This is a genomic window from Mycolicibacterium arabiense (assembly GCF_010731815.2).
Taxonomy (GTDB): Bacteria; Actinomycetota; Actinomycetes; order Mycobacteriales; family Mycobacteriaceae; genus Mycobacterium; species Mycobacterium arabiense.
Map to the genome: position 1 here is coordinate 1,612,491 of NZ_AP022593.1, position 21,201 is coordinate 1,633,691.

Annotated in this window: 23 protein-coding genes; 7 read left to right on the top strand and 16 right to left on the bottom strand. The window is 69.4% G+C overall.

Translation table 11 applies throughout. The features are described from left to right. Nucleotides 1-2 precede the first annotated feature (2 nt). Entirely contained in the window at nt 3-581 is a 579-nt protein-coding gene (locus G6N61_RS09440) for a TetR/AcrR family transcriptional regulator (RefSeq protein ID WP_163918285.1), read from the bottom strand. 138 nt (nt 582-719) lie between these two features. On the opposite strand from G6N61_RS09440, the gene G6N61_RS09445 reads away from it, so the two are divergent. After that, entirely contained in the window at nt 720-1,664 is a 945-nt protein-coding gene (locus G6N61_RS09445) for a DUF5996 family protein (RefSeq protein ID WP_163918286.1), read from the top strand. A gap of 9 nt (nt 1,665-1,673) precedes the next feature. Here the strand turns inward: G6N61_RS09445 and G6N61_RS09450 are convergent, their stop codons facing one another. Continuing rightward, nucleotides 1,674-2,324 (bottom strand): stage II sporulation protein M, encoded by a 651-nt coding sequence (locus tag G6N61_RS09450; RefSeq protein WP_163918287.1) that lies wholly within the window; start codon nt 2,322-2,324, stop codon nt 1,674-1,676. 34 nt (nt 2,325-2,358) lie between these two features. Then, entirely contained in the window at nt 2,359-2,709 is a 351-nt protein-coding gene (locus tag G6N61_RS09455; RefSeq protein ID WP_163918288.1) for a MerR family transcriptional regulator, read from the bottom strand. Nucleotides 2,710-2,809: 100 nt separating this feature from the next. On the opposite strand from G6N61_RS09455, the gene G6N61_RS09460 reads away from it, so the two are divergent. Next, complete coding sequence (locus tag G6N61_RS09460) at nt 2,810-3,538, top strand: SDR family oxidoreductase (RefSeq protein WP_163918289.1); 729 nt, start codon at nt 2,810-2,812, stop codon at nt 3,536-3,538. On the opposite strand, the gene G6N61_RS09465 is transcribed toward G6N61_RS09460, so the two are convergent. The 3 genes from G6N61_RS09465 to G6N61_RS09475 all read right to left on the bottom strand — a co-directional run bounded on the left by G6N61_RS09465 (nt 3,535) and on the right by G6N61_RS09475 (nt 6,214). After that, the gene (locus tag G6N61_RS09465; protein WP_163918290.1) at nt 3,535-4,275 is read right to left on the bottom strand and encodes an SDR family oxidoreductase; all 741 of its coding nucleotides are present in this window, start codon (nt 4,273-4,275) and stop codon (nt 3,535-3,537) included. The genes G6N61_RS09460 and G6N61_RS09465 overlap by 4 nt on opposite strands. A gap of 138 nt (nt 4,276-4,413) precedes the next feature. After that, nucleotides 4,414-5,367 (bottom strand): electron transfer flavoprotein subunit alpha/FixB family protein, encoded by a 954-nt coding sequence (locus tag G6N61_RS09470; RefSeq protein WP_163918291.1) that lies wholly within the window; start codon nt 5,365-5,367, stop codon nt 4,414-4,416. A 55-nt stretch (nt 5,368-5,422) separates the two neighbouring features. After that, nucleotides 5,423-6,214 (bottom strand): electron transfer flavoprotein subunit beta/FixA family protein, encoded by a 792-nt coding sequence (locus G6N61_RS09475; protein WP_163918292.1) that lies wholly within the window; start codon nt 6,212-6,214, stop codon nt 5,423-5,425. Nucleotides 6,215-6,421: 207 nt separating this feature from the next. On the opposite strand from G6N61_RS09475, the gene G6N61_RS09480 reads away from it, so the two are divergent. The 3 genes from G6N61_RS09480 (at nt 6,422) to G6N61_RS09490 (ending at nt 10,161) form a co-directional block, all read left to right on the top strand. After that, a complete protein-coding gene (locus tag G6N61_RS09480) occupies nt 6,422-7,231 on the top strand; it encodes a class I SAM-dependent methyltransferase (RefSeq protein ID WP_163918293.1) in 810 nt (269 codons plus the stop codon). A 64-nt stretch (nt 7,232-7,295) separates the two neighbouring features. Beyond that, nucleotides 7,296-8,831, top strand: a complete 1,536-nt coding sequence (locus tag G6N61_RS09485) for a 1,4-alpha-glucan branching protein domain-containing protein (RefSeq protein ID WP_163924712.1) — start codon at nt 7,296-7,298, stop codon at nt 8,829-8,831. A 91-nt stretch (nt 8,832-8,922) separates the two neighbouring features. Beyond that, a complete protein-coding gene (locus tag G6N61_RS09490) occupies nt 8,923-10,161 on the top strand; it encodes a glycosyltransferase family 4 protein (protein ID WP_163924713.1) in 1,239 nt (412 codons plus the stop codon). A 136-nt stretch (nt 10,162-10,297) separates the two neighbouring features. Here the strand turns inward: G6N61_RS09490 and G6N61_RS09495 are convergent, their stop codons facing one another. Further along, nucleotides 10,298-11,035 (bottom strand): acyltransferase, encoded by a 738-nt coding sequence (locus G6N61_RS09495; protein ID WP_163918294.1) that lies wholly within the window; start codon nt 11,033-11,035, stop codon nt 10,298-10,300. 53 nt (nt 11,036-11,088) lie between these two features. Between G6N61_RS09495 and G6N61_RS09500 the strand changes: the two genes are divergently transcribed. Further along, entirely contained in the window at nt 11,089-12,393 is a 1,305-nt protein-coding gene (locus tag G6N61_RS09500) for a BamB-related PQQ repeat family beta-propellar protein (protein ID WP_163918295.1), read from the top strand. Nucleotides 12,394-12,399: 6 nt separating this feature from the next. Here G6N61_RS09500 and G6N61_RS09505 read toward each other — a convergent pair whose 3' ends face one another. Genes G6N61_RS09505 through G6N61_RS09540 form a run of 8 tightly spaced genes read right to left on the bottom strand, consistent with a single transcriptional unit; the run spans nt 12,400 to nt 18,454 of the window. Then, nucleotides 12,400-13,095 (bottom strand): esterase, encoded by a 696-nt coding sequence (locus tag G6N61_RS09505; RefSeq protein ID WP_276078760.1) that lies wholly within the window; start codon nt 13,093-13,095, stop codon nt 12,400-12,402. A gap of 27 nt (nt 13,096-13,122) precedes the next feature. Continuing rightward, nucleotides 13,123-14,301 (bottom strand): THUMP-like domain-containing protein, encoded by a 1,179-nt coding sequence (locus G6N61_RS09510; RefSeq protein ID WP_163918296.1) that lies wholly within the window; start codon nt 14,299-14,301, stop codon nt 13,123-13,125. A gap of 9 nt (nt 14,302-14,310) precedes the next feature. After that, the gene (locus G6N61_RS09515) at nt 14,311-15,279 is read right to left on the bottom strand and encodes a class I SAM-dependent methyltransferase (RefSeq protein ID WP_163918297.1); all 969 of its coding nucleotides are present in this window, start codon (nt 15,277-15,279) and stop codon (nt 14,311-14,313) included. An 18-nt stretch (nt 15,280-15,297) separates the two neighbouring features. Continuing rightward, complete coding sequence (locus G6N61_RS09520) at nt 15,298-15,951, bottom strand: enoyl-CoA hydratase (RefSeq protein WP_163918298.1); 654 nt, start codon at nt 15,949-15,951, stop codon at nt 15,298-15,300. Nucleotides 15,952-15,964: 13 nt separating this feature from the next. After that, entirely contained in the window at nt 15,965-16,804 is an 840-nt protein-coding gene (locus tag G6N61_RS09525) for an NUDIX hydrolase (RefSeq protein ID WP_163918299.1), read from the bottom strand. Next, complete coding sequence (locus tag G6N61_RS09530; protein ID WP_163918300.1) at nt 16,801-17,652, bottom strand: ABC transporter ATP-binding protein; 852 nt, start codon at nt 17,650-17,652, stop codon at nt 16,801-16,803. The genes G6N61_RS09525 and G6N61_RS09530 overlap by 4 nt, the downstream gene beginning before the upstream one ends. Further along, nucleotides 17,601-18,287, bottom strand: coding sequence for a membrane protein YczE (yczE, locus tag G6N61_RS09535; protein WP_163918301.1), 687 nt, complete (start codon nt 18,285-18,287; stop codon nt 17,601-17,603). Before yczE ends, G6N61_RS09530 begins: the two co-directional genes overlap by 52 nt. After that, complete coding sequence (locus G6N61_RS09540) at nt 18,284-18,454, bottom strand: hypothetical protein (protein WP_170314459.1); 171 nt, start codon at nt 18,452-18,454, stop codon at nt 18,284-18,286. The genes yczE and G6N61_RS09540 overlap by 4 nt, the downstream gene beginning before the upstream one ends. Nucleotides 18,455-18,515: 61 nt before the next feature. On the opposite strand from G6N61_RS09540, the gene yczR reads away from it, so the two are divergent. Next, nucleotides 18,516-19,958 (top strand): MocR-like transcription factor YczR, encoded by a 1,443-nt coding sequence (gene yczR / locus G6N61_RS09545; protein ID WP_163918302.1) that lies wholly within the window; start codon nt 18,516-18,518, stop codon nt 19,956-19,958. Here the strand turns inward: yczR and serB are convergent. Then, nucleotides 19,955-21,178, bottom strand: coding sequence for a phosphoserine phosphatase SerB (gene serB, locus G6N61_RS09550; RefSeq protein WP_235887466.1), 1,224 nt, complete (start codon nt 21,176-21,178; stop codon nt 19,955-19,957). The genes yczR and serB overlap by 4 nt on opposite strands. Nucleotides 21,179-21,201 lie beyond the last annotated feature (23 nt).

Below are 21,201 nucleotides of genomic sequence, written 5' to 3' on the forward strand. Positions count from 1 at the left end.
CGCTAGCGAACGCCGTGGAAAGCGACGTCCAAGATGGCGTCGACGTGTCCCGGTTCGATCGGCATCGCGTGGAACATTCGGTACTCGATGACCCCGTACAGCACGTCGCGCAGGGTCTGTACGTCGGCGTCGGCGCGAATCTCGCCGCGCTCGCGAGCCGCGGCGAGCCGGGCGCTGAACGCGGTGACGTTGGGCGCGATGATCTGGTCGAACACTGCGCGCAACAGATCGGGGTCGGACTGGCCGGCGGCGATCACGCCTCGATAGGCCGGTCCGAAGCCCGTGGTCGTGACGATCTCCAGAATCCCCAACAGCTGCACGCGCAGGTCGGCGACGATGTCCCCCGTGTCGGGGAAGGCCACCACGGGGTCCAGACTCTGCGTGGCGGCTTCGAGCATCACCGCTCCCTTGGACGGCCACCAGCGATAGATCGTCTGCTTGCCCACACAGGCCCGCCGCGCGATCGACTCGATCGAGACGTTGTCGTATCCCACCTCGCCGACCAGGGCGATGGACGCGTCCAGGATGGCTCGACGCGAGTGCTCGCTGCGTCGGCTGGGGTCACTGGGGTTCGCGGGCATGTCAGCACCCTAGACGAGTGTCCAGTTCAACAAGACGGACCGGTTCGTCTTGACCAAGAATTGACCCGACCGTACTGTCAGCCCGGTGACTGGCGCTTCGTCGTGCAGCCGCACGATTCGCCGACCGAGGAGGTTCGAATGACCGATGTCCGAGCGGGTCGGGGTTGGCCGGCACTACGGGTCGATGACTGGGAGCCCACGCGACGGTCCCTGCACATGTGGACTCAGATCGTGGGCAAGGTCCGACTCGCCCACGCGCCGCTGCTCAACCACTGGTGGCAGGTGCCGCTCTACGTCTCACCCCGAGGGTTGACCACCTCGGCGATCCCCATCGGGACCGAATCCTTCGACATGGAGTTCGACTTCGTCGACCACGTACTGACCGTGCGGGTCAGCGACGGCGGTGCCGCCACCATCGACCTACGAGACACCTCGGTGGCGGGCTTCCACCGCGCAGTGCTCGACACCCTCGCCACACTGGGCGTCGAGACGCGCATCTCCACCGGGCCCAACGAGGTAGACCCCGCCATCCCGTTCGCCGAGGACACCCACGTCGGCTACGACCCCACCGCGGCCAACGCGTTCTGGCGCCAGCTGGTGCAAGCCGACCGGGTCATCGACGAGTTCCGTGCCCACTTCGTCGGCAAGGTCAGCCCCGTGCACTTCTTCTGGGGTTCCTTCGACCTGGCCTGCACCCGGTTCTCCGGCCGCACCGCACCACGACATCCCGGAGGCGCCCCCAATTGCGGCGACTGGGTGATGGAGGAGGGCTACTCCCACGAACTGAGTAGTTGCGGCTTCTGGCCCGGCGGTGGGGCCGAAGGCGCGTTCTACTCATACGCCTACCCGGAACCGGCCGGATTCGCCGACGCCGCAGGCCTTCCCGACGGCGCCTTCTACGACACCGGGTTGCGGCAGTTCCTCCTGCCGTACGAGGCGGCGCGGCAGGCCGACGATCCCGATCGGGCAGTGCTGGACTTCCTCGAGGCCACCTACGGCGCGGCCGCAGACCTGATGGACTGGGATCGCAACGCGCTCGAAGACGACCCGCACCGCTGGACGCACAAGACGCAGTCGTCGTAAAGCCGGCGTCTACAACAGCCACTGAGCGAGCGGGTGCACGAAGTATCTCAGCGAGAACGCCTCGTACACGGCGCCGACTACGAGCAGGACGAAGGCAGCCAGGGCCAGCGAACCAAGCTGCCGTAGACCTTCGAGGTAGCCCCCTCGTCGGCTCTCGGCCCCGACGGACCGGGGCCAGATCCAGTGCCGGCCAAGCACGTACGCGCCCAGCATCAACAGGACGTAGGCCTGGAGTTCGATGACCAACGTGAGGGAATGCGGGATGAGGGCCACCCAGCCGATGTCACTCACCGGAACGAGGGTGATGCCCGTCTTGAAGGCCCAGTAGGCGAACAACGGGATGCCCGCGAACGGCACGATCAGCGACGGCAACACGATGGTCGCCACCCCCATCTTCACGGTGTTCACCCCGAGAATGGTCAGCGCGAACAACCAGGGTTGGTTGATCAGCGACCGCACGAGATCCGTTGTGCCATCCTCGTCCAACCGTGTCACCTGCGCCTCGTTGAGATGGGGAAAGAGGAGGCCGACGACGAAGCCGACGAGGCACAGGCCGTACGCGATCCCGTTCAGTCCGAGATATGCGCGGCCGTTCTCGCGGGTGATGCGCAACGGCCGCCGCGATGGCTTCAACGCGTGGACGTGTTCGTGCAGTGCCATGCCGTCAAGGAGACACTCGGACGTTGCGGCACAGTCAAATCGACCGATGGTCTTCCATGGTGTCGAGGATGCCGCCGAGCTTCTTTCGGGCAGCGGTGAGTTCCTCGATGCGCAGCTCGATTCGAGCCATCTGATGACGGACCACCCTGAGCATGTCGTCGGTCACGTCCTTGGTGGACTCGCACGGCAGCAGGGCCGCGATGGCCTGGCTCGACAATCCCGCGGCGTAGAGCCGCTGGATCAGCCGAACCCGATCGGCTGCATCGTCGTCGTAGGTGCGGTGTCCGCCGAGCGTGCGTTCCGAGGTCAGCAGCAATTGCTGCTCGTAATACCGCAGCGATCGCACGCTGACACCCGTCGCGTGAGCGAGGTCTCCGATGCGCACGTGAACCTGCCTCGTCGTCGACTTGAATCTGACACCCATGTCAGATCTTAGTCTGTCGTGGCAAGCCCGGAGTGCGGGGTGATCGAAGCAGAGGAGATTGATGAAGATCAGCGATCAGGTCGTGTTCGTCACCGGCGCCAACAGAGGGATAGGTCGAGCCTTCGTGTCGGAGTTGCTGATTCGCGGGGTCGGGAAGGTCTACGCCGGTGTGCGCGATCCCCACGCGGTGGATCAGCAGTTGGCAGGCGATCCACGCGTCGAGGTCGTCCGTCTCGACGTCACCGACCCGGACGAGGTCGCACGCGCAGCGGCTGCGGCCACCGACACCTCGATTCTCGTCAACAATGCCGGCATCGTCACGTTCGAATCGCTCCTCGACGGGTCCGTCGCCGAGATGCGACGACAATTCGAGACGAACGTCTTCGGCGTGCTGGAGATGACCAGGGCGTTCGCCCCTACCGTGCGAGCCCGTCGAGGTGCCGTCGTCAACGTGCTGTCCGCCGCAGCCTGGTTCTCCGCGCCACTCAACGGGGCGTACTGCGCCTCGAAGGCTGCGGCGTGGAGCATCACCAACGGAATCCGCACGGAACTCGAACCCGCCGGGGTACTCGTGCAGAGCCTGCACTTCGGAGCCGTCGACACCGATTTCTCGTCGGGGTACGACGGACCGAAGATCACCGCCGACGACGTGGCGAGAGCGGCACTGGACGGCTTGGCATCCGATGCGCCCGAAGTCCTGGTCGACGCCCATGCCCGCATGGCGAAGGCAGCGCTGACCGGCCCACCCAACGGCTTCCTCGAGCACATGCGCGCGGGAACCGGGGCCTAGCGAGACAGCCAGTCGTCGAACCGCGTGGTACCCAGCGTGGCGCCCGGGCCGGTCACCAGGCTGTCCTGCCCGACCGGCGTGCCGAAGTAGGTGGCCGCCGCATCCACCACCACCGCCATGTCGGCACCCTGGGCGGCGAGTACGGCCGTGGCCATGTCGGCGAACGAGATCTTCTCCGGCCCACCGAAGTCGACGGTGCCGTTCGTGGGCTCGGCGGTGGCCGCACGGGCCACCTCGGCGGACACGTCGGCCGCCGCCACGGGCTGGATCCGGGCGTCGGGGGCGCGCACCTCGCCCTCGACGATCAGCGAACCGGTGATGGCCTCGGCGAATTCGTGGAACTGCGTGGCCCGCACGATCGTGTACGCCAGGCCCGACTCGGCGATCGTGCGTTCCTGCACGACCTTCGCCCGCATGTAGCCGCTCTCGGGCAGACCGTCGACCCCGACGATCGACAGCGCCACGTAGTGCCCCACGCCCTCCGCCTTGGCCGCGGCGACGAGGTTCGCCGACGACCGGGTGAAGAAGTCGAGCACCGGGCCGTCCTCGAACGACGGCGAGTTGGTGACGTCGACCAGCACGGCGGCCCCCGCCACCGCGTCAGCGAGACCTTCTCCGGTCAACACGTCCGCACCGGTGGACCGAGACGCCGCGACGACCTCGTGCCCGCCCGCGGCGAGCAGTTCGACGAGCTTGCTTCCGACGAGGCCCGTGGCCCCAACCACTGTGATCTTCATGCCTTCGAGCCTGGCACCGAGTCCCCGGGTCCGGACCCTTGAGAGTTCGTGGTCGGCCGCGGACCGGGGGGTTCGGAGAACGCGAAACCCCGGCGTCGCGGGGACGCCGGGGTTTCGTGTGGTGCTGGGACCGGGAGGTCAGCCCTTGCGGGCCTTGACCGCCTCGGTCAGCTGCGGCGTCACCTTGAACAGGTCGCCGACGATGCCGAGATCGGCGATCTCGAAGATCGGCGACTCTTCGTCCTTGTTGACCGCGACGATGGTCTTCGACGTCTGCATGCCCGCCCGGTGCTGGATCGCACCGGAGATGCCGAGGGCGATGTACAGCTGCGGCGCGACGGTCTTGCCCGTCTGCCCCACCTGGAACTGGCCTTCGTAGAAGCCGGAGTCGACGGCCGCACGCGAGGCGCCAACGGCGCCGCCCAGTGCGTCGGCGAGATCCTCGACGATCGCGAAGTTGTCCTTGCTGCCGACACCACGACCGCCTGCGACGACGACCTTGGCCTCGGTCAGCTCGGGACGGGCGCTCTTCTGTGCGGGCTGACGGGACACGATCTTGGTCGAGTTCTCCGGCACCTCGGGCACCTCGACGGTGACCAGCTCGCCTGCACCGGCCTCCGGCGCCGCCTCGACGGCACCCGGGCGCAGCGCGATGATCGGCGTGTCACCAGCGGTCGCCTCGACGGTGTACGCACCACCGAAGACCGAGTGCACGGCGACGCCGCCGTCCTTGACGCCGACGACGTCCCACAGTGCGCCGAAGCCGGTCTCCGCGGCCAACCGGCCCGCGATTTCCTTGCCCTCGGCGCTGGACGCCACCAGGATGCCCGCGGGGCTGGCAGACTCCGCCAGCGCCGCCAGCACTGCCACCTGCGGGGTGACCAGGTACTGCTCGGCGGTGTCGGACTCGGCGGCGTAGATCTTCGCCGCGCCCGCTGCCTTGAGCCCATCGGCCAACTTCTCGGCGGTGCCGGGGCCTGCGACCACGACGGCCGACGGCTCACCCAATACCCGAGCGGCGGTGATGAGTTCGTTCGTGATGCTCTTCAGATTGCCTTCTGCGTGCTCGACGAGCACGAGTACTTCTGCCATTGCCTATACGCCTCTTGCTAGATCCGTGAAGTCTTGGTGATCAGGGTGGTGGAACTCAGAGAAGCTTCTGTCCGACCAGGTACTCGGCGATCTTCTGACCGCCCTCGCCCTCGTCGGTGATCTTCTCGCCTGCGGTCTTCGGCGGCTTGGGAGCGGCCGACTGCACCTTGGACTCGGATACGGCGCCACCGACGATGCCGTCTTCGACGCCGATGCCCTCGAGGGTCAACGGGGTCACGGTCTTCTTCTTGGCGGCCATGATGCCCTTGAAGGACGGGAACCTGGCGTCCTCGACGATCTTCTCGCTGATGCTCACCACGGCGGGCAGCGAGGCCTCGAGTTCGAAGATGCCGTCGTCGGTTTCGCGCTCGCCGGTGATCTTGCCGTCGGCGACGTCGATCTTGCGCATGTGCGTCAGCTGCGGCACGCCCAGGTAGTAGCTCAGGATCGCCGGTACGGCGCCACCGACGCCATCGCTGGACTCGTTGCCCGCGATGACGAGTTCGACGTCTTCGATCTGGCCCAGCGCACTGGCCAACGCGTAGCCGGTTTGGACGATGTCGGAGCCGTGCAGGCCCTCGTCGGACAGGTGGTAGGCCTCGTCGGCGCCCATGGACAGCGCCTTGCGGATCGCGGTCTCGGCACCGGACGGGCCTGCGGTCAGCACGACGACGTTGTATCCGGCGTCGGTGTGCTTCTCCTTGAGCTGCAGTGCGACCTCGACCGCCTTCTCGTTGATCTCGTCCAGCACCGCGTCGCTCCCGGCGCGGTCCAGGGTGTGATCGTCCGCGAGCTTGCGGTCTTCGTAGTCAGGGACCTGCTTGATCAGGACCACGATGTTCGTCATAGATCTGGTTCGTCCTCCTCGATGAGGCCGTTGGGCGGCCGCAATACCACGTATTTCGGGTTCGCCACCATGTTACCCGGCGGTAACTTGGAGTGGCTGCAACCCCACCATAACCTGTGGCAGTTTGCCCTTTGACCTCCCCTGAAAGTGGCATCACTCACACGTGAACCGGTGCCGCCCCGCCAGGCTGGGTTAGCCTGCCTCTCGATGAGCGCCATTTCTCCCCACCACTCCGACGCCGGGCCGTCGGCCGAGGACACCGGTCACGCGACCCTGCCGTTGACAGGCGAACGGACGGTGCCGGGGCTCGCCGAGGAGAACTACTGGTTCCGCCGACACGAGGTCGTCTACCAGCGCCTCGCGCAGCGCTGCGCGGGCCGCGACGTGCTCGAGGCAGGCTCGGGCGAGGGGTACGGGGCCGATCTGCTCGCCGGCGTGGCCCGCCGCGTGGTCGGCCTCGACTACGACGACTCCGCCGTCGCGCACGTCCGCGCCCGCTACCCGCGCGTCGAGATGCTGCACGGCAACCTCGCCGAACTTCCGCTCACCGACGGCGAGGTCGACGTCGTCGTCAACTTCCAGGTGATCGAGCACCTCTGGGATCAGGGGCAGTTCGTCGCCGAATGCCGCCGGGTACTGCGACAGTCGGGGACGCTGCTGATGTCGACGCCCAACCGCATCACCTTCTCCCCTGGCCGCGACACCCCGATCAACCCGTTCCACACGCGCGAACTGAACGCCGACGAACTAGGTGAACTGTTGACCGGCAACGGTTTCGAGATCGAGGCGATGCTCGGCGTCTTCCACGGTGCGCGGCTGCGCGATCTCGACGCGCGCCACGACGGGTCGATCATCGACGCCCAGATCGAACGCGCCCTGGCGGGCACGCCGTGGCCCGCCGAACTCCTCGAGGACGTGGCCTCGATCAGCACCGACGACTTCGACCTGCTCGACGCGTCCGACCGCGACATCGACGAGAGCCTCGACCTGGTCGCGATCGCGGTGCGCCGTGAGTGACACCGGTCGCGACTCCTCGGTGTCATCCCCCGAGGCGCTTCGCTCCAGCCCGCCGGTGCCGGGGATGTTCACCATGGTGCTGCACACGCACCTGCCGTGGCTGGCGCATCACGGCCGCTGGCCGGTCGGCGAGGAGTGGCTCTACCAGTCGTGGGCGACGTCCTACCTGCCGCTGATGCGAGCCTTCAACACCCTGGCCGCCGAAGGCCGCGAGAACCTCGTCACGCTCGGCATGACACCGGTGGTGACGGCGCAACTCGACGACCCGTACTGCCTCACCGGCATGCACCACTGGCTGGCCAACTGGGAGCTGCGGGCCCGCGAGGCCACCACCCGCACCAGCGGCGAGGACACCGGCTTCGCCGCACCGGAAGCCATGCGCGCCTTCGGGATTCGTGAACGCGAGGACGCTGCGCGGGCGCTCGACGACTTCGCTGTCGGGTGGCGCCACGGCGGCAGCCCCCTGCTGCGCAGGCTCGTCGACGCGGGCACGATCGAACTGCTCGGCGGACCGCTGGCGCACCCGTTCCAGCCCCTGCTCAACCCGCGGTTGCGCGAGTTCGCACTGCGCGAGGGGCTCGCCGACGCCAACGCGCGGTTCGCGCACACCCCTGGCGGCATCTGGGCGCCGGAATGCGCGTACGCGCCGGGCATGGAGCACGACTACGCCGCTGCGGGCGTCACGCACTTCATGGTCGACGGCCCGTCGCTGCACGGCGACACCGCGCTGGGTCGACCGGTCACCGACTCCGGCGTCACCGCGTTCGGACGCGACCTGCAGGTGAGTTACCGCGTGTGGTCGCCGAAGTCGGGCTATCCCGGCCATGCCGCCTACCGCGACTTCCACACCTACGACCACGTCACGGGCCTCAAGCCGGCCCGCGTCACCGGCCGCAACGTGCCATCGCAGGAGAAGGCGCCCTATGACGCCGAACGCGCCGATCACGCCGTCGACGTGCACGTCGCCGACTTCGTCGACGTGGTGCGCAGGCGGTTGATCTCGGAGTCCGAGCGCATCGGCAGACCCGCCCACGTGGTCGCCGCGTTCGACACCGAGCTGTTCGGGCACTGGTGGCACGAGGGGCCGCTATGGCTCGAACGGGTGCTGCGGGCACTCCCCGCGGCGGGCATCCGGGTCGGCACGCTGACCGACGCGATCACCGACGGCTTCGTGGGCGACGCCGTCGACCTGCCGCCGGGTTCGTGGGGATCGGGCAAGGACTGGCAGGTGTGGTCGGGCGAGCAGGTCGCCGACCTGGTGGCGCTCAACGCCGAGGTGGTCGACACCGCGCTGGCGACGGTCGACAAGGCCCTCGATCAGGCCGCGTCGACGGGATCGTGGGCGCCTCGGGACACCGTCGCCGACCAGATCCTGCGCGAGACGCTGCTGACCGTGTCGAGCGACTGGCCGTTCATGGTCAGCAAGGACACCGCGGCCGAATACGCCCGCTACCGTGCGCATCTGCACGCCCACGCCACCCGCGAGATCGCCGGTGCGCTCGCATCGGGCCGGCGCGAACACGCCCAGCGACTGGCCGACGGCTGGAACCACGCCGACGGACTCTTCGGCGCACTCGACGCCCGGCGGCTTCCCCGATGAGCCCCTTTTCCGGCGAGCGTGCGTGTCTGCGGGCGACACGCCGCGTCGGAACCCGAGTTCACGCACGCTCGCGCAGCCGGAGCCGCTCTCGATGAAGGTCCTGATGGTGTCCTGGGAGTACCCGCCGGTCGTGATCGGCGGACTCGGCAGGCACGTGCACCATCTCGCGACCGCACTCGCCGACGCGGGTCACGAGGTCGTGGTGCTCAGCCGCCGACCCACCGACACCGACCCCAGCACGCACCCCACGACCGACGAGGTCGCCGAGGGCGTCCGCGTGATCGCCGCCGCGCAGGATCCCCACGAGTTCGGCTTCGGCACCGACATGATGGCGTGGACGCTGGCGATGGGCCACGCGATGGTGCGCGCCGGGCTGAGCATCGAGGCGGACGGCACCCGCTGGCAGCCCGACGTCGTGCACGCCCACGACTGGCTGGTCGCGCACCCCGCCGTCGCACTGGCCGAATTCTTCGACGTGCCACTGGTTTCGACGATCCACGCCACCGAGGCGGGCAGGCACTCGGGTTGGGTGTCGGGCACCATCAGCAGGCAGGTGCACGCCGTCGAATCGTGGTTGGTGCACGAATCCGATTCCCTCATCACGTGTTCGGCGTCGATGGGTGATGAGATCGACGAGCTCTTCGGACCAGGACTGGCCGAGCGCCACGTGATCCGCAACGGCATCGACGCCGCGCAGTGGCCGTTCGCGCGACGCACCTCCCGGCCTGGGCCTGCGAAGCTGCTCTACCTCGGTCGCCTGGAGTACGAGAAGGGCGTGCACGAGGCGATCGCCGCGCTGCCACGCATCCGGCGCACCCACCCCGGCACCACGCTGACCATCGCGGGTGACGGCACGCAGGAGGCCTGGCTGGTCGAGCAGGCGCGAAAGCACAAGGTACTCAAGGCCGTGACGTTCGTCGGCCGCGTCGACCACCAGGGCCTGATCCGGCTGCTGCACGACACCGACGCCGCCGTGCTGCCGAGCCACTACGAACCGTTCGGCATCGTCGCGCTCGAGGCAGCCGCGACCGGGGCGCCGCTGGTGGTCTCGAACGTCGGCGGTCTCGGCGAAGCGGTGATCGACGGCCACACCGGGCTGTCGTTCCCACCGCGCGACGTCGCCGCATTGGCCTCGGCCGTCCGCGCCGTGCTCGACGATCCGGCCGCCGCGCAACGGCGGGCCGACGCCGCACGGAAACGCCTGAACTCCGACTTCGAGTGGCACACCGTGGCCGTCGAGACCGCCCAGGTGTACCTCGCCGCCAAACGCCGTGAACGCGAACCGCACCGGCGACGGACGATCGTGGAGCAGGCTTTACCGGGTCGGTAGTCCGACGAGCGTGCGTGAACTCACGTCAGAACGCGGCGTGTCGCCCGCAGACACGCACGCTCGCCGAAGGAGGCAACCCCCAAAAGAGGCAACCCCCGAAGAGGCAACCCCGAAACAGGCGAGCCCGCAGGGACGGCTAGCGGGCGGCCTTCTTGCGTTCGATGTCCGCCAGCGCGGCGGCCAGCTCGGCGCGTTCGGCGGCCGACGTCTCCCAGGCGAGCTTGCGGTTCTTGACCACCTTGGCCGGCGCGCCGACCGCGATGGAGAAGTCGGGCACCTCGCCCTTCACCACCGCGTGCGCGCCGAGGACGCAGCCCCGCCCGACGCTCGTGCCGCGCAGGACGGTCACCTTGGCCGCGACCCAGGTGTCCGGGCCGATCCGCACCGGGGCCTTGACGATGCCCTGGTCCTTGATCGGCATCTCGACGTTGTCCATCTTGTGGTCGAAGTCGCAGACGTAGCACCAGTCCGCCATCAGCACGGAGTCGCCAATCTCGATGTCGAGGTAGGTGTTGATGACGTTGTCGCGGCCGAGCACCACCTTGTCGCCGAACCGCAGCGAGCCCTCGTGGCAGCGGATGGTGTTCTTGTCGCCGATGTGGACCCAGCGGCCGATCTCCATGGTCGACAGCTCGGGGGTCGCCTGGATCTCGACGTCCTTGCCGAGGAAGACCATGCCGCGGGTGATGATGTGCGGGTTGGCGAGCTTGAACTTGAGCAGCCGCCAGTACCGAACCAGGTACCACGGGGTGTAGGCCTTGTTGTCCATCACCCACTTGAACGACGCCGGGGTCAGGAACCGGGCCTGCCGGGGGTCGCGCAACCGTGAGCCGCGCCAGCGAACGTGTATCGGGGCGCCCCACATGGTCGTCATGGCCGGACAGCCTACGCGAGCCACGTGATGGGTCCAGCTAGTCTTTGCACCCGATGCCTGCTCCACGAACGGCCGTGCGCCGAATGGTTGCCGTGACGGCCGCAGCGGTTCTCACGGTGCTGCCCACCGCGTGTGGGACCACCGACTCGTGGGTGGAGTCGACGGCCTCGGACGGCTGGCCCGCGCAGTACGGCAACGCGTCCAACAGCAGTTTCGTCGACCTGCCAGGGGCCGAGGCCCTGCGGCTGGACTGGGTGCGCTCGGTGAAGGGCGAACTGGCCGCGCAGGTGGCGCTCGGGTCGGGTGAATACCTCGCCGCCAACGCCCAGACCGAGAGCGGCTGCTCCCTCATGGTCTGGGAGGCCGACAACGAGGGCAGACAGCGCTGGTGCACCAGGCTCTGGCAGGGCGGCGGACTCACCAGCCCCTTGTTCGACGGTTTCGACAACGTCTACATCGGACAGCCGGGCGCGCTGCTGTCCTTCCCCTTCACGCAGTGGATTCGGTGGCGTCAGCCGGTCATCGGGCTGCCGCTGACACCGCGCATCGTCGCGCCCGGCCAACTGCTGGTGGTCACCCACCTCGGCCAGGTGCTGGTGTTCGACACCCACCGCGGCACGCTCGAAGGCACACCACTGGACCTGGTGGAGGGCGTCGACCCCACCGACTCGGGCCGGGGCCTGGCCGACTGCGGGCAGGGGCGGCCGGCGTGCCCGGTCGCGGCCGCGCCTGCGTATTCGCCCGCGAACGGACTGATCGTGGTCAGCCTGTGGGAACCCGGCGCCGAGGCACCGGTGCTGGTGGGTCTGCGGTACCGGCAGGACCAGAAGCCGATGCTGAGCCGGGAGTGGACGAGCACGGCGGTCGGGGGCGGACCGTTCGCCAGCCCGGTCGTGTCGGACGACGGCGAGACGGTCTACGTCAACGGCCGCGACGACCGGCTGTGGGCGCTCGACGCCGACGACGGCTCCGCCAAGTGGTCGGTGGCACTCGGGTATCAACCGCAGACCCCACCCTCGGTGTCCCCCGACGGGCTCGTCATCGCAGGCGGCGGGCCCGACGCGAAGCTCACCGCCGTGCGCGACGACGGCGACGCCGGCGAGGTGGTCTGGACGCGCGACGACGTCGAACCGCTGGCGACGTCGAGTTGGGCGGGTACCGACGTGGCGTACACGGTGGCGCGGGACGGGGAACGCGGTATGGCCTTGCTGGCCTTCGATCCGGAGGACGGCCGCTCGCTGAACCGGTACCCGTTGCCGAACGCCGAGGGTTACCCCGTTGGCGTGTCCATCGGCCACGACCGTCGGGTGGTCACGGCGACCAGCGCCGGCCGGGTGTACGCGTTCGCGCCGGCCTGACCCCGCTCAGGCGAGCATCGCGGCGACCGCACTGCGCGGTACCGAGACCTCGAGCGCGCCCGCCGCTTCCGGGAGCAGCTCGCCCTGGCCGAAGAAGAAGATGAGCGCGTCGTCGGTGACGGCGAAGTTCTCATACGTCTGCGGGTCGAGTCCCACCCCTGGTGAGATCGCGACCTGCTGACCGGACTGCTTCTCCAGTTCGCTGGTGACGATCGGCAGGATCACCGGGAACGGATCGGTGCCTGCCCGGAACAGCTCGCCGACGGTGACCGGCCGGCGCAGTGCCTGGTCCCAGGTGAACGACTGGTAGTAGGTCTGCGGGTGTGCGCCGCCGACGTCCTGGAACGTCTTCAGCACCACGCCCTGCGTGGCGCGCGAGCCATAGCGGGTGGCGGTCGTGTCCAGCTCGTACGGCATCTCGTGGGGGCCGGGTGCGTTGGCCACGTTGAGGAACCCGTCGCGGGTCTGCTGCACGTAGTCGACCACCGCCGCCTGGTCGGGATAGTCCACCGGGTAGCTGATCGTGAGCGAATACGCGGGGTCGGTGGCCTGGATGCGGCAGATCTGCCCGGCGTCGAGGACCCCTGAGAGTTCCGCGCAGGTGGGCACGGCCGGGACCGTTGCCGGGGCCGCCGAGGCGACGGCCGGGGTCCACAGCCCAGCCGCCAGGACGACTGCCGCCGCGGCCATTGCGGGCTTCATGATCACGACGCCACGATACCTGCGGTTTCAGTGCGTCGGCCTACACACGTAGGCCACCGCCCTGCTGTCGCGGCCCGTTCCGAGCCTGGTGATGACCACCGACAGCCGCCGGCCGCCCCGCAACCGAAGCCGGGGCCGCAGGGCATCCGGGTCGACGTCGACACCGCGGACCAGGATCTCCACCGCGCCGACGTCGTGCGCCGAAAGCACTTGCCGTAGCCGCCGTTCGTCGAAGTCGATCTGGTCGAGCACCTCGAAGCCGCGCACGCCGGGCGGCAGCGTGTCCCCGGACAGGTAGGCGATGTCCGGATCGAGCTGCCACAGGCCGTGTCGTGCGGCGTAGTGCCGCACCAGCCCTGCGCGCACGACGGCGCCGTCGGGGTCGACGATCCACCGACCCGCCGGGGCGACGGGGCAGTCGTCGGGCTCGGCATCGGTCACGGTCTCGGTGCCGACGCCGGTACGGTCGAGCACCGTGGCCCGGCGGGTGACGCCCGCGCTCGAGAGCCCACCCGACCATAGGCACGCCTCCCGTACGCCGCCCGCCAGTGAGGTCACCTCGATCTCGCCGCGGAAGCCGAGGCGGGCGAGCTGGTCGAAATCGATTCCGGGAGCGCACTTCACGGCGAGGTCGCGGCCGGCGTAGACCTCGAGCAGACCGTCCAGCGCGGGCGTGTAGTCGCGCGGGTCGAATCGCCGTCGGCCACCGCTGCGGCGGGCGGGGTCGGCCACCACGACCGCCGACCGCGTCACCGGCGCCAGTGCGTCGGCGCGTAGCACCGGCACCCCGGGTACGTTGTTCCGAGCCATCGCCAGCCGGACCGGGTCTACGTCGCTGCCGACGACCATCGACGCCGTCGCGCTCAGCGCTGAGAGTTCGGCGCCGATCGAGCACGTCACGTCGTGCACCACGGCGCCTGCCAGGCGGGTGGCGCGGTGTGCGGCAACGGGTTCCGGGGTGGCCTGCTGCATCGCCTCGTCGGTCAACAGCCACGCGCCTGGCTCGGAGAACTTGGCCGCCGCACGCCTGCGCAGCAGCACCGTCTCGACCAGGACCGCCGTGCGGTCGCCGAAACGCGTTCGCACCGAACCGATGTCGGCGACGCGGGTGGCGTCGGTGAACCCGAGTGAGGACACCGCGTCGAGCGCCGCGCGGCCGTCGTCACCGCTGAGGTAGGCGACGTCGTCGAGGGTGAAGTCGAGCACCGGCGCCGTCTAGGACGGCTTGACCCCGGTGATCATGACGTTGTAGAACCAGCCCTTGGGCACGACATGACGCCACAGGGTCTCGTCCACCCAGCTCAGAGTCCTCCAGCCACCGAAGGCGAACCTGCCCCAGCCCCAACCGAGCTTGCCCGGCGGCACCGTCGACTCGAACGTCCGGACCGGCCAGCCCAGCATCGCCGCGGTGAACTCGTCGGTGGCCGTGTCGACCTCGACCGCACCGGCGTTGCGCGCCATCGTCTCCAGGTCGGCCGGGTCGAACGTGTGCAGGTCGACGATCCACTCCAGCGCGGCCGCCCGGGAGTTCTCGTCGAGTTCGGCCTGCGGGCGGCGCCAGCTGCTCAGTCCGGGCAGCTTCATCGCCGCGACCGTCGTCTTCCAGGTGAGGTCGGCGAGCCGCCGCGCGTAGGCGTTGCCGACCGTGGTGGGTTCTCCGGCGAAGACGAACCTGCCGCCCGGCTTGAGCACGCGCACGACCTCGCGCAGCGACAGCTGGACGTCGGGGATGTGGTGCAGCACGGCGTGCCCGACCACCAGGTCGAAGGTGTCGTCCTCGTACGGGATTCCCTCGGCATCGGCGACGCGGCCGTCGATGTCGAGGCCCAGCGACTGGCCGTTGCGGGTAGCGACCTTCACCATGCCGGGCGACAAGTCGGTCACCGACCCACGCCGCGCGACGCCGGACTGGATCAGGTTCAGCAGGAAGAAGCCGGTGCCGCAGCCGAGCTCCAGGGCCCTGTCGTAGGGCAGTTCACGCTGAACCTGCTCGGGCACGATCGCGTCGAAGCGGCTGCGGGCGTACTCGACGCAGCGCTGGTCGTAGGAGATCGACCACTTGTCGTCGTAGCTCTCGGCCTCCCAGTCGTGGTACAGGACCTGGGCCAGCTTGGTGTCGTGGCGGGCGGCCTCGACCTCCGCCGCGGTGGCGTGCGGGTTGGGAGCCTGATTTGTGCTCGTCATGAAGGGCAGCCTAACGGCCTAGCGGTCGGACGCGAACGCTGCCTTCGCGGCGGCCAGCGCCGCTCGGGGTGAGCCGGCGAACCGACCGGCCCAGCGCAGCGCAGCGTCGTAGACGTGGTCGGGAGCCACCATCTCGTCGATCAGCCCGATCGCCAGTGCCTCCCTGGCGTCGACGAACCGGCCGGTGAACACCATGTCCTTGGCCCTGCTCTCCCCCACGGCGCGCGTCAGCCTGACCGACGCACCGCTGGAGGCGACCAGTCCGTCGAGGATCTCGGTGGCGCCGAACTTGGCATTGTCACCGCTGACCCGCCAGTCCGCGGCCAACGCCAGGGTGAGCCCGCCCCCGAGCGCGTAACCGGTGACGGCGGCCACGGTGGGCTTGCTGATCGCGGCCACTGCGTCGACCGCGGTGCGCAGGACGTCGGCGGCGACGGCCGACTCCTCGGCCGTGAGGCTGCGGCGTTCGGGCAGGTCGTCACCCGCGCAGAAGATCTCGTGCCCGCCGAACACGATGACCGCCGTGACGTCGTCGCGCGCACTGAGGTCGGCAGCCGCGGTCGCGATCTCGCGGCACATCTGGCGGGTCAGCGTGTTGGTGGGCGGCCGGGACAGCAGCAGGGTGCCGATGCCGTCGTGCACGTGGACGCCGACGAACTCCAGGTCGCTCACGACGCGCGATCGTTCACGACGAGGCGCCGGGACCGTACCCCTGGGGGGCCCGGCGGTTGCGAGCCGCGTTGTAGCGCTCGCCGTTGAAGAACTCGATCTCCCAGTTGCCGGTGTCCTTGTTCGCGGCGAGGTGCGGCTCGACCGCGACGATCTTGCGTTCGACGGCGAGCACCTCCTCGACGGTGTGGCCGGCCAGCGAGTCCAGCTGGGTCCACGTCGGGGGCAGCAGGAACGACCGGCCTTCGGCGAACTCCTCGAGCGCCGCTTCCGGAGTGCTCCAGAACGCGCGGTCGGTCTCGGTGTTCTCGCCGTCGGCGCGCTGGCCCTCGGGTAGCGCGGCGACGAAGAAGTACGTGTCGTAACGGCGGGTGCGCTCCTCCTTGGGAGTCACCCAGTTCGCCCACGGCCGCAGCAGATCGGCCCGCAGCACCAGCTTCTCGTCGCGCAGGAAGTCGGCGAACGACAGCGAGTGGTTGGCCAGTGCGGTGCGCGCGTCGCGGTAGACCGACGCGTCGGACACGATGCCGTCCGGGTCGTCGGCGGGGCCTGCGAACAGGACGCCGGACTCCTCGAACGTCTCGCGCGCGGCGGCGCACACCAGTGCCTCGGCGAGGTCGACGTCGACGCCGAGACGCTCGGCCCACCAGGCCGGTTCGGGTCCGAACCACGCGATGTCCTTGCCGCGGTCGCGGTCGTCGACGCCACCGCCGGGGAACACCATCACGCCTGCGACGAAGTCCATCGCCGAGTGCCTGCGCATCAGGAAGACCTCGATGCTCGAGCGCTCGCGCACCAGCATCACCGTCGATGCCGGTCTCGGCACCAGTGGATCGGCGTTCTGGGCCTCGGTCATGCACGCCTCCTGTGTGCCGCGCGGGTGCGGGTGCGCCGCGCGAAGTATCGGCCGTCGATGAGATCCAGGGCGATGGACTGCCCGAACGCCTTCGACAAGTTCTCCGACGTGAGCACGTCGGTCAGCAGCCCGGCGGCGACGACCTCGCCCTCCGACAGCAGCAGGCAGTGGCTGAACCCCTGCGGGATCTCCTCGACGTGGTGGGTGACCAGGACCGTGGCGGGCGCGTCGGGATCGGCGGCGAGGTCAGCCAGTCGTGCCACCAGCTCCTCGCGCCCACCGAGGTCGAGCCCGGCGGCGGGTTCGTCGAGCAGCAGCAGTTCGGGGTCGGTCATCATCGACCGGGCGATCAGCACGCGCTTGCGTTCACCCTCGGACAACGTGCCGTACGTGCGTTCGGCGAGGTGCTCGGCCCCGACGCTCTCGAGCATCTCGACGGCCTGCTCGTAGTCGACGTCCTCGTACTGCTCACGCCACCGGCCCAGTACGGCGTAGCCGGCCGACACCACGAGGTCGCGGACCACTTCCCCGTCGGGAACCCGTTGCGACAGCGCCGAACTGCTGAGCCCGACCCGGGAGCGCAGCTCGGCCATGTCGGTCTTGCCGAGGCGTTCGCCGAGGACGTAGGCGGTGCCGGACGACGGATGCTCCATCGCCGCGGCCATCCGCAGCAGCGAGGTCTTGCCCGCGCCGTTGGGGCCCACGACGACCCAGCGCTCGTCGAGTTCGACGGCCCAGGTGATGGGACCGACCAGCGTCTTGCCGCCCCGCCGCAGGGTGACCTTGGCGAAGTCGATCAACAGGTCTGGGTCGGCTGCCTCGTCTGGTGTCTCTCCTGCCCCGGGCACTCGCCCATCGTAGTCAGGCGGGGCGTGACGATCGCCCACCCGCTGACGGCGAGCCACCGATCCGGTGTCAGGCGCAGGACGAGTTGGACGAGCGGGCCGATGCCGAACGCGTAGACGAGGGTGCCGACGCCGACGGTGCCGCCGAGCAGCCACCCGACGGCCAGCACCGTGGCCTCGATCGACGTGCGGACCAGTCGCACGGACAGCCCGGTCCGCTTGACGAGGCCGGTCATGAGGCCGTCACGCGGGCCGGGGCCGAGTCCGGCGCCGATGTAGAGCACGGTGCTGACCGCGTTCAGCGACACCGCACCGAGCATCATCGCGATGCGCACCGCGAGGTTGGACGGTTCGGGCAGCAAGGCCATGCCCAGGTCGACGGTGATCGCGATGACGATGACGTTGGCCACGGTTCCGATGCCAGGCCGGTTGCGCAGCGGGATCCAGGCCAGCAGGACCGCCACGCCGACGACGGCCGAGGCCACGCCGATCGTCATGCCGGTCCGCTCGGCCAGCCCCTGATGGAACACGTCCCACGGATCGAGGCCGAGGTTGGCGCGCACCATGATCGCCATCGAGAAGCCGTAGCCGGTCAGGCCGAGCAGCAGTGCTGCTCCGCGGGCTGCGCCGCGCCTCATGCGTGGTCGGGGAAGCGGGCGCGGATGGCGTCGAGGTCGGCGCTCATCCGGCGGGCGTCGGCGTCGTCGGCATGGCCTGCCGACCCCGCCGCGCGGGGCGTCGTGCGGAACACCCGTCCCAGCTTGTGAGCCGAGTGCGTCATGCGAGAGGTCCAGTGTTGTGCCATGACCCGATACTGGCTCTCGATACCCTTGTGATCAATAGCCAGTTCGGGCAAACTGGCTCGAATGATCGATGATCTGGTAGGCCGACGCCTCGAGGTGGACCTCTTGGTACGCGAACTAGGCAACTGGCGCACGGCCACCACCAGCGGTCCTGCGTATCAAGGCCTGGCCGACGGCCTGCGCATGCTGATCGTCGACGGGCGGGTGCCGGTCGGTGCGCAGCTCCCCAGCGAGCGGGCCCTGGCCGACGCCCTGCGGGTGTCCCGCACCACCGTGACGGCGGCGTATGCCCAGATGCGGGAGGATGGCTACCTGCTCGGAAGGCGGGGGGCGCGCAGCACCACCGCCCTTCCGGTGGCCACCGTCGCCGCGATCGCACCCGCCCCGGCGACGGTCAACCTCGCGGCGGCCACCTTCGCCGCACCCGCCGCCGTGGCGTCCCGCGCCTTCACCCAGGCCGCCGAGCAGGTGACGCCGTACCTGCACGACATCGGCATCGAACTGGCCGGGGTGACGCCCCTGCGCGTGGCGCTGGCGCAGCGGTACACCGCCCGGGGACTGCCCACCGAGCCCGACGAGATCATGGTGACCACCGGCGCTCTGCACGCGATCGGCCTGATCCTGGCCACCTACACCCAGCCCGGTGACCGCGTGCTCGTCGAGCAACCCACCTACCACGGTGCCCTGTCGGCCATGGCCACCCGCGGAATCCGCCCCGTCCCGGTAGCGGTCACCAGCGACGGCTGGGAGGTTCCGGCCATCGAGACGGCGATGCGCCAATTGGCGCCCAGCCTCGCGTACCTGATCCCGGACAACCACAACCCCACCGGACTGACCCTGCCCGAGAGCGGACGCCGCGACCTGGCGCGCATCATCGCCGAGACCCGCACTCGCACGATCATCGACGAGACCATCACCGACATGTGGCTCGATCAGCCCGTGCCCGCGCCACTGGCGGCGTCGATGACCTCGCGCCGCGATCTGGTCCTCACGGTCGGGTCGATGTCCAAGTCGTTCTGGGGTGGTCTGCGCATCGGCTGGATTCGCGCCGAGCGCAGCACGCTGGCCACGATCGCGGCACTGCGGCCCTCCATCGACATGGGCACGGCGATCGTCGAACAGCTGGCAGCCGCAACGCTTCTGGGCGCCGAGGCCGAGGTGCTGCCCGAACGGCGCGACATCCTGCGCGGCCGCAGAGCGCTACTGCTGACGCTGCTCGACGACCTGCTGCCCGACTGGCAGCCACTGCCCGGGACCGGCGGCATGTCTCTGTGGATCCGGCTTCCGGCGCCGATGAGTTCGGCACTGTCGGCGGCGGCGTCGCGGATGGGTCTGGAGATCCCACCCGGCCCACGGTTCGGGGTGGACGGCACCCTGGAACGGTTCATCAGGGTGCCCTATACGATGCCCGAGGAGCGACTCACCGAGGCGATCGAATTGCTCTCGCGCGCTTGGTATTCGGTCACCGGATCGGCGACCACCGAGTACGGCGCGGTGGTGGTCTAGCCCCGCTCGGGGATCTCGACCCGACGGTACGTGCCATCGCTGGCGTCGGCGGCCTCGATCTCACCGCGGGTGACGCCGAGCAGGAACAGCACGGTGTCGAGGTACGGATGGCTCAGCGACGCGTCGGCCACCTCGCGCAGCGCCGGCTTGGCATTGAAGGCCACGCCCAATCCCGCCGCCGCGAGCATGTCGATGTCGTTGGCGCCGTCGCCGACCGCCACCGTCTGCTCCATCGGCACACCGGCCTGTTGCGCGAAGTCGCGCAGCGCCTTGGCCTTTCCGGGCCGGTCGATGACCCGTCCGACGACGCGGCCAGTGAGCTTCCCGTCGACGATCTCGAGTTCGTTGGCGGCGACGAAGTCCATCATCAGCTCGTGCGCCAGCGGTTCGATGACCTGCCGGAAGCCGCCCGAGACGATGCCGCAGTGGTATCCGAGCCGGCGCAGCGTCCGGATGGTGGTCCTCGCGCCGGGCGTGAGTTCGATCTGGTCGGCGACGTCGTCGAGCACTTCGGCGGGCAGCCCGGCGAGCGTCGCGACGCGGCGGTGCAGCGACTCGGCGAAGTCCAGTTCGCCGCGCATTGCGGCCTCGGTGACCTCCGCGACGGCGGCCTCGGCCCCGACCCGGGCGGCCAGCATCTCGATCACCTCGCCCTGGATCAGCGTGGAGTCGACGTCGAACACGATGAGGCGCTTGGCCCGCCGCGACAGGCTGTAGTCCTCGAGCGCGATGTCGATGCCCTGGGCGACGCCGACGCGTGCCAGCGCCTGCTGCAGCTGCCCGTACGCCGCACCCGGTGGCACCGACACCCGCAGCTCCAGCCCGGTCACCGGGTAGTCCGATACGCCGCGGATGGTGTCGATGTTGACGCCGAGCAGAGCGGTCTCCCTGGCGACCACGCCGAAGGCCTCGGCACTGATCGGCCTGCCGAGCACGACGATGGTGTGGGTGGACGGCTCGCGCAGCACCGCGAGGTCGTCGCTGCGCTCGATCGTCACGTCGAGCCCGAGCCCACGGATGGCGCTGGTGACCTCGTCGTGCAGGGCGGCATCGCCGGCAGCCTCGTCGCGACCGGCGACCAGGACCGCCAGCGTCAGGCGGCCACGGACGACGACCTGCTCGACGTTCAGCAGGTCGACGTCGTGCCGGGCCAGCACCTCGAACAGGGCCGACGTGACACCTGGCTGATCGACTCCGGTGACGGTGATGAGAACCGACACCTTCGACTGATTCACTCCGATGA

Excerpts from the sequence above, each read along its gene's own strand:
- G6N61_RS09475 (WP_163918292.1), bottom strand. The coding sequence starts at position 6,214 with ATGACGAACATCGTGGTCCTGATCAAGCAGGTCCCTGACTACGAAGAC.
- G6N61_RS09525 (WP_163918299.1), bottom strand. The coding sequence starts at position 16,804 with ATGACCGAGGCCCAGAACGCCGATCCACTGGTGCCGAGACCGGCATCG.
- G6N61_RS09480 (WP_163918293.1), top strand. The coding sequence starts at position 6,422 with ATGAGCGCCATTTCTCCCCACCACTCCGACGCCGGGCCGTCGGCCGAG.
- G6N61_RS09540 (WP_170314459.1), bottom strand. The coding sequence starts at position 18,454 with ATGGCACAACACTGGACCTCTCGCATGACGCACTCGGCTCACAAGCTG.
- G6N61_RS09445 (WP_163918286.1), top strand. The coding sequence starts at position 720 with ATGACCGATGTCCGAGCGGGTCGGGGTTGGCCGGCACTACGGGTCGAT.
- G6N61_RS09490 (WP_163924713.1), top strand. The coding sequence starts at position 8,923 with ATGAAGGTCCTGATGGTGTCCTGGGAGTACCCGCCGGTCGTGATCGGC.
- yczR (WP_163918302.1), top strand. The coding sequence starts at position 18,516 with ATGATCGATGATCTGGTAGGCCGACGCCTCGAGGTGGACCTCTTGGTA.
- G6N61_RS09465 (WP_163918290.1), bottom strand. The coding sequence starts at position 4,275 with ATGAAGATCACAGTGGTTGGGGCCACGGGCCTCGTCGGAAGCAAGCTC.
- yczE (WP_163918301.1), bottom strand. The coding sequence starts at position 18,287 with ATGAGGCGCGGCGCAGCCCGCGGAGCAGCACTGCTGCTCGGCCTGACC.
- G6N61_RS09485 (WP_163924712.1), top strand. The coding sequence starts at position 7,296 with ATGTTCACCATGGTGCTGCACACGCACCTGCCGTGGCTGGCGCATCAC.
- G6N61_RS09460 (WP_163918289.1), top strand. The coding sequence starts at position 2,810 with ATGAAGATCAGCGATCAGGTCGTGTTCGTCACCGGCGCCAACAGAGGG.
- G6N61_RS09440 (WP_163918285.1), bottom strand. The coding sequence starts at position 581 with ATGCCCGCGAACCCCAGTGACCCCAGCCGACGCAGCGAGCACTCGCGT.
- G6N61_RS09450 (WP_163918287.1), bottom strand. The coding sequence starts at position 2,324 with ATGGCACTGCACGAACACGTCCACGCGTTGAAGCCATCGCGGCGGCCG.
- G6N61_RS09515 (WP_163918297.1), bottom strand. The coding sequence starts at position 15,279 with ATGACGAGCACAAATCAGGCTCCCAACCCGCACGCCACCGCGGCGGAG.
- G6N61_RS09495 (WP_163918294.1), bottom strand. The coding sequence starts at position 11,035 with ATGACGACCATGTGGGGCGCCCCGATACACGTTCGCTGGCGCGGCTCA.
- G6N61_RS09505 (WP_276078760.1), bottom strand. The coding sequence starts at position 13,095 with ATGAAGCCCGCAATGGCCGCGGCGGCAGTCGTCCTGGCGGCTGGGCTG.
- G6N61_RS09470 (WP_163918291.1), bottom strand. The coding sequence starts at position 5,367 with ATGGCAGAAGTACTCGTGCTCGTCGAGCACGCAGAAGGCAATCTGAAG.
- G6N61_RS09500 (WP_163918295.1), top strand. The coding sequence starts at position 11,089 with ATGCCTGCTCCACGAACGGCCGTGCGCCGAATGGTTGCCGTGACGGCC.